Raw genomic sequence first — 12805 nt, 5'->3', positions numbered from 1 at the left:
TTTTTCTATTACAATTATATTTTTGGGGAATTAGTCATTAACTTTATTTTCCATCAACATAATCTTGTAAATAACTAAAACGCTCGGTTAGTTTTCCCTTTTCGGTCATTTTGGCTCGTTTAAGTATACCGTCTTTATCTCCGTTAAAAAAGGCAGGAATAACGTGTTCTGAAAACATTTCGCCAAAACCTTCACTGGCGTCTTTTGGCAATTCGCAAGGCAAATTATCTACCGCCATAACAACAATTGCAGCAGGATGAAAAACATCTACTTCTTTGTTTTCGCTAGGCAAATAACCGTATAAAGGTTCTGCAATGGTCGAAGAACGCAACGTACAGGCTACAGGTCCGTTGACATCACAGGAAACATCAGCCACAACTTTTATCTTGCAATCATTTGCCTGAAGCATTTCTCGACTCAAGATTACAGGAGCTCCGTTGCCATAAAAATGACCCGCAATGTAAATATCTGAAACTTTGGTGAATCGTTCAAAATCAGAAAGATATTCCGAAGGATTTTCGTGAAAATCAATATAATCAAGTACTTGACCGTCTTTTCTTTTATTATAATCCAAAACATCTATTTGAGTGTAGACTGCTTGGGTGTAATTTTTAGTCAAATAATTGTCTGGTGTGACTTCTTTGATTTTCATGGCATCCAAAATTTCTTTGGCACCATTTCCCACTTTTCCAGTTCCTGTTACCACAATTTTTAAAGGAGGCAAAACCAATCTTCTTAAATGGGCAATCAATGCATCTTTGCCTGAAAGCGTTTCGGCTTTTGGCATTTTAAACAATTCAAATTTTAAACCGAACGCACGGAAAGCATTGTAAGTGCCCACAATTCCGGCATATTTTCCAAAACCTATTAATCTACGATTGTGTGAATCTATAATTGTTTCATGGTCATACAAGTCAATATTTTTATCCAAAATAGCTTGCAACAGCTTTCTGTTATACGGTTGTTTTTTAATCGTATGTGAAAAAAAGAAATAGGCTTTATTAGGAATCAAGTTCTCAACCGGTACTTCTTTTACCCCAAAAAGAACGTCACAATCACTTACATCATTGGCAACTTCAATTCCCATGCTTTGGTATTGGGCATCGGTAAAAATACGAATATCCGAGCTTTCTACTTTTATAGTACAATCATGATACAGTTGCTTTATTTTTGCCAATTCATTGGGTGAGAAAACAACTCTTCTATCGGGTGGATTTTTCCTTTCTTTTATGATTCCGAACTTCATTTCGACTATTTTAAAAAATTATAAATATAACTTTATTGACTTTATTTGTTACAAACATAACAATTTATTTTAAAACAAAATATATTTATATGATTAATTACAAAAGTCGATAAAAGTAGTCTAAACAATCCGTTTGGGCAAAGTCGTGGGCTTAATAAGTCCTTTTGCACGAACTTATTTTGTGGCTGACGCAATAGATTCAACATTTCAAGTACTTTTTTTCAATCTTTATAGGTACTATTTCTAACTACTATCTATTCTCTTATCAAGAATAATGCTATTAAATTCCAATAAATAATTAAATAGAATTTGTTTTCTTATTCTGAGCATCAGCCAAATAAAAATTGCTTTCAAAAAAAAGTTAAATTTTAAAAAAAACTATAATCCAAAAGTATTTGTTTCTATATATTTGCTTTTTTAGTACCACGAAAATGAATTATACAAAAAAGGCGATTATACTAAATTTACTGCTCCTAAACGTAATAGTGAGCTCCTGTAAAAAAGACACTAAACAAATAGAAAAAGCGGAATTAAAAGATGCCGATCTTCCGAAAAATGTATTGCCAAAAATGAAACCTTTGGTAAATGAAACACCAAAACTTACCGCAGATTATATAGCCGAAAAACGCCGACAAATAGATTCTTTTTACAAGAAAAACTGGCCAAACAACAGTATGAACGGTGGTTTTCTTGTGGCAAAAAATGGTCAGATTATCTACGAAAAATATGAAGGTTATGCCAATCTAAGAGACAAAACTCCAATAACAAGTACTACTCCTATTCATATCGCATCGGTAAGCAAAGTCCTTACTGCGACTGCAGTTTTGAAATTGGTCAATGCCAAAAGAATTGACCTTGATCAAAAAGTCACTGATTTCCTTAAAGAATTTCCCTATCCGGATGTTACGATAAGAATGTTGTTGGATCACAGAAGCGGAATGCGCAGTTATGCCTATTTTACAGATCGTGACAAAAGTGTTTGGGACAGACATAATACGTTGACCAACCAGGACATATTGACCATAATGGGAACCAAAAATATTGGGTTGGAACAAAGAACGGGTACCCGATTTGCCTATTGCAATACTAATTATGCTATGCTGGCTCTAATTATCGAAAAAGTAACCAAGATGTCTTATAGAGATGCAATGGCTGAAATTATTTTTAAGCCATTAGGAATGACCAATACTTTTGTCCTGGATTTTGACAAAGACAAACATAACGTAGCTCCATCGTATAAAGCCAACAGGGTAGAAATTGGCATTGATTATCTTGACAAAATTTATGGAGACAAGAACATCTACTCGACTCCAAGAGATTTATTAAAATTTGACAGAGCAAGGAATTCCCCATCGTTTTTGGAACCTGAATTATTGGCACAAGTGTATACTGGGTACAGCAACGAACGAAAAGGAACCAAGAATTACGGATTAGGTATTCGAATGATTAATTGGGAAAGTGGTAAAAATTTCTATTTTCATAACGGTTGGTGGCATGGCTTTACGTCATCATATATTCCTCTGAAAGACGAAAATGTAACTATAATTGCTTTGTCCAATAAATTTACAAGAAACACTTATGCGGTTCGAAAACTCTCTGTGATATTTGGTGATTATCCATTTAAAGTGGCAGATGAATAAAGATATTTTAGATTGCAGATTTTAGAATTTAGAAAAAAGAGAATAGAAAACAGGTAATAGATTACAGAATGCAAGTTACCGATTGTAAATTGTAGATGGAATATAGATTTTTGATTTGCCAATAATTTCAAAACGGAACAATTCTGATAAAAAAAACTCCAAAAATATTTTGGAGTTTTTTGCTACATACATAAATCACTAATTGACTATTATTAATTTAGTAGTTGAAATCTCGTTGGATTTAATCACTTTTACAACATATTGACCATTGCTTAATCCGGCGGTATTGTTTCTGAATCGGTTTTCTCCAGCAGTAGCATCAATTACAAAAGATTTTTCTTCTCGCCCTTGAATGTTGTATACTTTTACGGTTACTTTTTCATTTACTTCACTACTAAACGAGATATTAAAATCTTCTCTAGCCGGATTTGGATATATTTCAATTTTAGCTGGAAGTTTTTTTACTCCATCATTTGAATCGGCAAGAATTTTACCTGCTTGAGACGCCATTTTTGCTGTAGACGAAATATTCAAAGTATAATCCTCTGTTTCTCCATAATTATAAGTACCACAAGGAGAATTGATAGAGTTATAACTCACTATAATTCGCATTCTAATGGAACCTGTTACCGCTGTTGTTGGAACAGTAATACTGGGGCTCAAAGTCGCACTACTGAATATTGAATACACTTCTTCGCCGGAATCTGTAAATAAACCATTGTTATTGTAATCAATATAAACTTTCCAATACAAACTTCTTGTAGCGCTATATCCAGGTGTTAATGTCAAAGTTTTGGACACTCCTTTAGTAATTGCAGTAGATTGAGTTGTAAAATCGGCATAACCTCCATTATCATTACTTAAATTATTTATAGTTCCAAAAACAACTTTCTTAATCCATTCACTGGATGAACTATTCCCCTTGGAAGTACAATAACTTACTGTAGAACCTCCAGTTGTTGTGAATGTAGATGTTCCTGATGTAGAAGCTCCTGACGTACAATTTCCAACAATTTCAACATTATAAGCAGTACCTAATGCAAGTCCAGTAAGCGATACGGAAGTAGCAGTTGTATTTGACAATGTTGTCCAAGTTGAAGCTGCGGCCGTTTTGTAACGAACGGTATAGTTTGTCGCAGCTGTAGCTGTCCAAGAGACCGTTGCACTTATATTAGTAATTGCACTTGTAGTTATTCCAGAGGGAGTTGCACAGGAATTCCCACTAGGCGGAGTTCCCCCAAGTGTTTCTGTCAAAGTTCCATTAATCACTTTAATATTTCCCCAAGCGGCATTGGATCCTGAAGTTGTAATCCAATTATTTAAATCGAAAGAAGTTGTCCCGGTTGGGTCTCCGGCAATCTTAACAATTTTAACCCCTTTTCCGCTATTATTCCAAGTTAAAGGCGAACCCGAAGTTACCGTTTCAGGAGTTGAATTGGATTCTATTTGATAAAAATAAGCAAAGTTAGTTGTTGCAGGAGCGAATATTTTGGCAATCCCGTTTTGATCAATACAAACCGCAGCATTCTCATAAATACCAATCCCTTTGGCATTCAATCCAGCCCCTTGATCTTTCCACATTCTAGCTAAAAAAGTAGTTTGACGTCCTCTTCTATCTGGATTATCATAATGAGTATCAGTAATAACATTGTTTAAAATGGGATGGCTTATAAAATCATTAACCCCAATTGTTACACCCGAATTATACGGATTTGCAAGAGCATCTGCAGAAAGAACACTAGTAGTGGCGGCAGTAAAATAATACTTTCCTTGAATAGCACATCCTGCACTTGATCCTCCTACTGGTACTTTCTTAGTGTTAATCAAATAATTTATAGCATCTTCAACAGGAGTATCTTTCCAATAAGAAATATAATCATATTGATTTCCTCCAGCAATAAATAAAGCTTCAGCATTTCTAATTTTAGTAGCAATTTCGGCAATACTTGCTTTAGCTCTTGTATCTATTAATATTGTTTCTACTGAGTTAAGAGTAACTCCTAATTGAGAATAGAAATAATCATTATGACCATTTGCACCACTAGCACGAATAACAACCACATCGCCTCCACCAGCTTTGCCTAAAAACCAACGAAAAGCATTATCATTCGATTCTTTACCTCCATCAAGAAGAACTCCTCCTGTAGTTGTCGTCACTTTATCTGTAGTACTACCTACTTTCCAACTTGTGTATGTTTGTGCTTGAACACTTATTCCTAAACAAAAAACAAAGAGAACACGGAACCAACCTTTTTTAGTAAAATATTTTTTTTTCATAGTATTTTGGTTTTAGTTAAATAATTCACACAATATTAAGGAATAAAAAATAAATATGATTTTTTTATCTTAATATTTAAGTCAAATTATATATTTTTTATCATACTAATAAGAAATAACAACAAAATACCCCCTGAAATGCAATATTAACAGAATTAAACTTCTTTTTAAATTAATAACTTAACGACTCATAATCAAAATTTTACAAATAACCCTTTATTTAACAACAATTAAACTTATTTACAGTCTATTTTAAACAAAATAACCAACAAACAACACCATAAAAAGTCAAAATAGAATATGGCTAAATTTTAATACCTTCCATTTCAAAGTGGATATACAATTTAATTAACAGAAAGGATTGTAGCTTTTTGAAACTTACCATTGAAATATTGAAATTGACATTCGGAATTCCTTTGAATTTATACTAACTTTGCAAAATATTCTATTTAAATATTGGCTTCAAAATCTAATATCATAAATCTAAAATTAAATGGGGTCGACTGGTTTTGACAGCAAGTCGAATTGGAAAGTAAGCACGTCGAGAACTGGGACAATTCTCGTAAATAAAAGGTCTCAAACATTTTACACGGCGAAGGAAACTACGCTCTTGCTGCATAATCTGAATTATAGTAAGATTAGCCTCGTCCTACCAGGTAGGAAAGCAGGATTTACCTCGAAAGCTTTGGTTTATAGCGGTCGATTAAGGTAAATCGTAAATTTAAACCTAGATTTCCACAAGCTTCGGGTGGATTTCGAAATTAAAGAAGCTAAGCAAAGAGTGGTTGTTTCTGACCTAACTCCAAGTCGAAAATCTATTCAGGAAATAAGCGTGTAGAAAGCTATTTAGTTGCTTGTTTGGACCCGGGTTCGATTCCCGGCGATTCCACAAAAAGCCTTGTAATCAATTGATTTACAGGGCTTTTATTTTTTCGTTGCCGTTTTAGTTGCCGTTTACCATCTCCTAATATCTTTTTTTACCAATAAAAAACCTCTCTTTTCTGAAAGATTTTCAGTCTTAAATTTTATTTTAAATATAGTGCATAGAAATTAAAACTGTCTGTGCGGATAATAATCAATCTACATTAACTGTGTTTCGAGCGATTGTAATTATATTATTGTTTCCTTATTTCTACAAAAGTCCCCTCAAAAACATCTAATATCACATAGAGGAACTCAAAATCAAAAATGTTGATCAAACCAGAAAACATTCCTTGTTTTGTTGTAAAAAAGCACACAAAAAACAATAATAAACAAAATGTTATTTTCACCTCTGTCTACAGCGTATTTTAAAAATTTGTTTAAATCAAAAAAAGTCAAATTTTAAGCCTGTTTTTTAAAAACACAAAATAAGATCTTTTTAAAAAACTTGAAAAAAGGGACGTATGGGACAGTCTCGCCTCAAGTCTAGAATTAATATTTTGCATTCCATTTTACTAAAACTTTTGTATAATACTACATACATACACTTCTGCAATTCTTTCTGGTGGTTTACATTTTTAAAAGTATTTTGGTAATTGTATGGGAGCCGTCATGAATACAATAGACAAGTAAAAGACTATACTTTGTAACCAATTTATTGACTTGTCGGCCAATAGTCGGTTAAAATCAATAGGTTGCCAGTGTATTTGTTTTATTATCAATTTATTACATTTTAAATTGCTACTCTTGTCTAGAGTAACAAAACGATATTGCTTCTTTTTTGCTAATAGAGATTGGCAAGTAAAAAAGACAAAAGTTTTGAAAATACAATCTCATTAAAGACACCCCCTCCCTTTATAAAATCAACTTTCCCTTTTTGTATTTTGGATCCTATGCGGGGGTATAATATTGTGTCTGAATATTTCTCACTATAAAAAGGACATGTTAGTCAGATCTTACGGATCGAGACTGAATGAAACTGTATTGTGGAAGCAGCACCCCCACTAATGCAGGAAAAGAGAGGGTCAAGATGATGAACGAGTGCTTTAATAAAAATATCAGCTTATTTTATACTTATTTTTTATTGCCTCGCAAAGTGTCTGTGGAAAGAAGCACGGAGGCTTTTTCTACTAACGATTGATTGGAGCAGTCGAACAGAACAAAGCATAAAGAGAGATATAGACTGCTTACTTCCTTTGATATAATTCCTAATCATTAAAATCAACGATTAGTTTTAGTTTGCTTGTGACCTAAGGATAATTTACGCTCTTCAGCATTTATTTGTAATATAATCACATCGATTTTGTCTCCTAAATTAATAAATTCAGATGGGTGTTTGAAATTTTTTGTCCAAGACAAATTTGTATTAGCTATATAGCCAACAATATTTTTATTTAGTTCAACATATAAACCAAAATTTGTAAAACTGACTACTTTACCTGTATGTTTTGAACCAATCGGGAGATTATTAGTAATATTTTGCCAAGGGTCTTCAGTTAATTGTTTAATACTTAGTTCCATTTTACCAATATGTTTATCATAGAATATAATAATTACTTCTACAACGTCGTCAATTTTTATAAAATCCTGAGCTAAGCACAAGAATGAATTCCAAGACATTTCAGAAACACGGATTAAGCCTTCAATCCCATCAATTACTTCAATATATGCACCATAATCAGCAATTTCAATTACTTTCCCTTTTATAATATCTCCAACTTTCAAACATGAATAAGTATCATTATCACCCCTTACGATTGAAACTGGCGTATTAGTAGGTAAGTCTGTAGCAGTTTTATTTGAAGGGTTTATTTTACCATCTATTTCTTTATAAAAGATAGCAGTGTGAGAAGCAACTACTCTTTTGAATTCTTTGTTGAATTCAATTACTTTGAAATCAGCAGAATCTCCTTTTTTCAACTTCTTACCATCTTCTTTTTCAAGATGACGTGTAGGAATGAAAGCAACGATATCTTCACTTAATTCTACAGTAGCTCCTTTGTCAACGATTTCAGAAATTTCAGCTGTGTGGATAGTTCCAACTGCGAAAGAATCTTCATATTGATCCCAAGGATTAGCAGTAGTTTGTTTGTGACCTAAAGATAATTTACGTCTGTCAACATCTAATTCTAATACAACTACGTCTAATTTTTCACCAACATTTACAAATTCAGATGGGTGTTTGATTTTTTTTGTCCAGGATAAATCAGTTATATAAATTAATCCGTCGATATATTCATCTAATTTTACGAAAACACCAAAGTTTGTAAAATTTCTAACGATACCTGAATGTCGAGAACCTATAGGATATTTAGTAGGTATATCACTCCAAGGATCTTGAGACAATTGTTTGATACCTAAAGACATTTTATGAACTTCTCTGTCTAAAGTCAAGATAATCGCTTCTACTTTATCTCCTATGGTAAATAATTTTTGAACATAAAGCTTACGTTCCTTATTTGTTGAAGGAATGTATTTCCACGTCATTTCAGAAATATGGATTAAACCTTCAACACCTTCAGCAACTTCGATAAATGCACCGTAATCTGCCATTTCTACAACTTTGCCTTTTACAATATCACCTATTTTTAGGTTTGTATCTAAATTATTCCAAGGATGATCTTTTAATTGTTTTAATCCTAATTGAATTCTTGATTTATCAATATCAATATCAAGTATTACAACATTTAATACTTGATCTATTTCAAGAACTTCAGATGGATGGTTGATCCTATCCCAAGAAAGATCTGTAATATGGATTAAACCATCAAAACCTCCTAAATCAATGAAAACGCCATAAGATGTAATATTTTTTACTATACCTTCTAATACTATACCATTTTGCAATTTTGTGATGATATCTTTTTTCTTGATTTCAAAATCTTCTTCTATAAGCACTCTATGGGAAACAACAAAGTTTTTGTTTTCTGGAAAAACTTTAACAATTCTAAATTCCATAGTTTTACCAATGTAAAAATCAAAATCTATTATTGGTTTAATATCCATTTGTGAGCCGGGCAAGAATGCTTCAAGTCCCAATATTTCAACAAACATACCACCTTTGGTTCGTGACTTAACTAATCCACTAATTGTTTTTCCATTTTCATATGCATCTAAAAGTTCATTAAAAGAGTTTTCTTCTTTTTTATGTTTAAGATAAATTGCTTCATATAGATTTGGCCGTAATTCTTCTAAAATTATCCAGAATGTTTCTTCGGATAAGGATATTTTACGATCATTATTATATTTGAAAGGAAATAATTTATTTGTTAAAGTTGTTCTTTTATGAAATGGAGATTCTAAATTTAAATATTCATAAGCTTTTTCAATTAAAAACAATTCAATTGAAGAAAAGAAATTCTTCAATTCAAATCTAATAATTTTATCATTTAATGGCTTATTAAATGGAACTAATGTAATTATGCTTCCTTTGTTTGTTGTTGAATAATTTACATTTGAAATGAAAAAGGATTCGGATTCGGATTCTCTTGCTATTTCAATAATATCTTGATTATTTTTTTTTGTTGTTTTATTTTCTAAGAAATTATAAAAAATGCTACTTCTGTAAAATTCTTTTAAAGATTCAGTCTTAAGAAATCCAAAACTATACTGTGAAATAAATTCTTTAGTACAAAATGTTTCTAGTTGCTTTTCTTCAATTTTTCTATTAAATATATTTTCATCTAATTTAACATTGAATCCTCCAGGTATCACTGAATCTATTTTGCCTTTAATTATGTTGAAGTTTGAATATTCATCAAACCATAATAAAGAATTAAAGGATAATCTTAATTTGTCTATTAATTTTGTGTAATTTATTAAATAGTCTTTTATTAATTCAGGGGGACTTTGTTCTATATAAAATAATAATAATTCAAAATATTTTTCCGACGATTTAATATAATGAATAAAAATTAATTTTATTTGATTGATATCTGAACAATTAACTAGAAATAAATTTGTTTCAATTGTATCAAATAGGATTTTAACTTCTAATTTATAATCATAACTTTTAAATGAATAATTAAAACTCTCTAAAAGCCTGAAAAAATCGACACTATAGGGATTTCCTTTTTCTAAATTATTAATGTATTCCTCAATTAAATCATCAAACTTAGAATTCGATAAGTCTAGTTCCTTTTTCTCTATGTATTCCAATAAAAGGATAGAAATTAAATGTTGATAATTATTTTGATAATTATCTTCTATAAAGTTTTTTGAAAGATTACCTAATTGATTGATAAAAACATTCGAAAGATTAAAAATTATATGGGAATATGCCAATCTATTTATAAAATGGTATATAAAATCACGAATATTATCGCTACTATCTTTATCATATCTTTTTAAGAAATAACTAAAAAATATTTCTATTTCATCTACTTCAAATTTTTCTATAACTACCCATAGAGCATCATCTAAATAATTTTTTAATAATGCAGAATTACAATGATTTATAAATCTTTCTAAAACGGACATTATTTCTAATGGAAAATTAAGATTCTTTATGGAAAATAAAGCTTCTTTGAATTCCATTTTATACATATATGGTAAAAATGCATTTTTAGAAATTTTGCTTAAATAAGCAGAATGTTCAATTCTTTTTGAAACCCAATTATTGAAAATTTGAAAGAATTTACCTTGTGTATAGGTTTTTATTTCTTCTGAATCTGATATACTCGCAATTTCAGTTGATAGTATCCAAGACCCCTTATCAAAAATTGATTTTACAAATTCAATTTTTTCATTTTCAGATAGATCCTCAGCAAAGAATCTTAAAATACCATGAGATATTATTGCCTTTGGATCATGCCTATTTAAAACAGCGGAGAATATTTTATCTGAACTCATATTTTAAATAATGTTTACAAAAAAACTCAATATAACTTTGATGATAAAACTGAATTAAATCTTCATTTTTGGATAAAATCTCTAGTTCATATCCTATTCTACTTATATAGCCTGCATTAAATTTTTCTAAACCGAATTTTTCGGCCGCATCAACAAGCATTTTATTAAACGTAAACTCGTGAATGGGAGCATTTGATTTATGTTTGTGCCAAATTTCACTTGCAGCATAAGACATTAACAATTTAAAATTATTTACATTTAATAGTGGGTCTTTTTTTTCGTCTTTTTCTCTTCTAAGTAGAATATCTAAAAACTTTTCAATAATTTGCCCCTCTTTCTCTGGCAAATCATTATCAATCTTAATTATTTCAATTGCTCTTGTAAGTACTAGAGGACGCAATAATATATCTTGAATATTGCTTTTAGATTTTAATATTTTAAGAACATGTGCCGATTGCTCCTGAGAATTATTACAATATTTAGTAACAAACTCCTCTATTTGATCTTTGGTAAGTTTTTGTATTAAAAAAGTAGGAACATTAAACATGTTATTTTGATAGCTGTCGAATTCATATCTATCGGTTATTATTATGCTTAATTTAGGATAGTCTTCAAGTAAAAGAGCAATTTCTTGTAATTTTAATTTTTTTGACTCTCTATTTTCAACCATTTCGTTGATACCGTCTAAATAAATTTTCAATTCGTTTGTTTCAAGTAATTCCTCTGCATAATCAGTATCAACATTTATTTTTTTTGCAATACTTTCGACAACAGTTTCTTTAGAGGATAAATTTGCCAATGAAATTATCACCGGAATTTTTGAGGTTGAAGGATTTTCAATCCATTTTGATGCATCTTTATATACAAGAAATTCAAGAGTAGTTGTTTTTCCAGATCCCCCTTGGCCCAATATTCTAATTCTATTCAGGTTGTCATCTAATAAATCTTCAATAAAACCATTTCTACCTTTATCAGTTTGATTCGATAATTCTTTTAGATTTAATGAAACAAATTTAGAATTTTGCTTTTTTGTTCTTTCAATCTCTGTTTTTATATATTCATCAAAATCTCTATTTTTATAACTATCTTTTTTTATAGCAATCGCCAATTCTTTTTTGAAAAAATTAATCAACCATAATTCTGCAATTAAGGTTGAATTAAAGTTAGTAACGTTATCTAAACGATTACGTTCTGGAACTTGGTGACTTTGTTCATTTTTTAAAATTATAGCCTTAAGAAGATAAAGCAAAAAGTTATTATGGTACTTTTGATTAAGTTCCCTATCACTAACAGAAGCATAACTATCAAAACTAAGACTGTTTGGATACAAGCGTTTATATATTATAGATCCAGTTTCAGCATTAATTTTATAAACTGGTTCGCCATTTATATGATGAGCAAATTCAATTTCATCAACTTCTTTGTTTTTTGAATCTAAATAGATTGGTCTAATCTTATTAAAAGTTGCAAGATATGGGCCAAGTGCTTGAAGTTTTGAATGATCTAAGATATGTTCTTTATTAACAAACTCCCCCTCTTCCAATATGTAATATATTTTTTTGATAAACTGCTCAAAATTTTTAGAAAATAAACCTACTGAAGTATCATTAATTTTACCATCAATAAAGTTTTTTTCTAAAGTATCATAAATTGATTTTTCAAGTCCATCTAGATCATTTTTGGTTGAAATAGAAATTTTAAACTTTAATATTTTTGAATATAAGTTCAAACAATTATCAACATCAATTGCTGGATCGATAGTGTTAAATATTGTGACAATTTCTTTTAAAATCCCTTTTTTTATTAATTCCCAATTCATCATTTTTATTATTTAATTTAAATAAATCAAACTTATTTTTTTTATAGTTTA

General features: G+C 30.3%; 4 protein-coding genes, 1 other RNA gene and 1 pseudogene. 2 read left to right on the top strand and 4 right to left on the bottom strand.

All coding sequences use genetic code 11. From position 1 onward, the window contains the following. Positions 1–43 precede the first annotated feature (43 nt). Positions 44–1246: an NAD(P)-dependent oxidoreductase gene (locus C8C85_RS15015; RefSeq protein WP_116797791.1), complete on the bottom strand. Its 1203-nt coding sequence runs from the start codon at positions 1244–1246 to the stop codon at positions 44–46. Positions 1247–1677: 431 nt separating this feature from the next. Between C8C85_RS15015 and C8C85_RS15010 the strand changes: the two genes are divergently transcribed. Next, positions 1678–2886, top strand: coding sequence for a serine hydrolase domain-containing protein (locus C8C85_RS15010; RefSeq protein ID WP_116797790.1), 1209 nt, complete (start codon positions 1678–1680; stop codon positions 2884–2886). 198 nt (positions 2887–3084) lie between these two features. Here the strand turns inward: C8C85_RS15010 and C8C85_RS15005 are convergent, their stop codons facing one another. Next, on the bottom strand, positions 3085–5163 hold the full coding sequence (locus tag C8C85_RS15005) for a GEVED domain-containing protein (protein ID WP_116797789.1): 2079 nt from the start codon (positions 5161–5163) through the stop codon (positions 3085–3087). Positions 5164–5658: 495 nt separating this feature from the next. Between C8C85_RS15005 and ssrA the strand changes: the two genes are divergently transcribed. Beyond that, positions 5659–6055: a transfer-messenger RNA gene (gene ssrA, locus C8C85_RS15000) on the top strand. 1256 nt (positions 6056–7311) lie between these two features. Here ssrA and C8C85_RS18730 read toward each other — a convergent pair. After that, positions 7312–10935, bottom strand: a pseudogene (locus C8C85_RS18730) (S1 RNA-binding domain-containing protein); the annotation flags it as partial. Continuing rightward, on the bottom strand, positions 10922–12757 hold the full coding sequence (locus C8C85_RS14990) for an NACHT domain-containing protein (protein ID WP_133243391.1): 1836 nt from the start codon (positions 12755–12757) through the stop codon (positions 10922–10924). The gene C8C85_RS14990 and the pseudogene C8C85_RS18730, both read right to left, overlap by 14 nt. Positions 12758–12805: the final 48 nt, after the last annotated feature.

It is taken from the genome of Flavobacterium sp. 103 (genome assembly GCF_003096795.1).
In the GTDB taxonomy this organism is placed as follows: domain Bacteria; phylum Bacteroidota; class Bacteroidia; order Flavobacteriales; family Flavobacteriaceae; genus Flavobacterium.
Note: the sequence above shows the minus strand (reverse complement) of the source record. Positions and strands in the feature narration are given on the sequence as shown.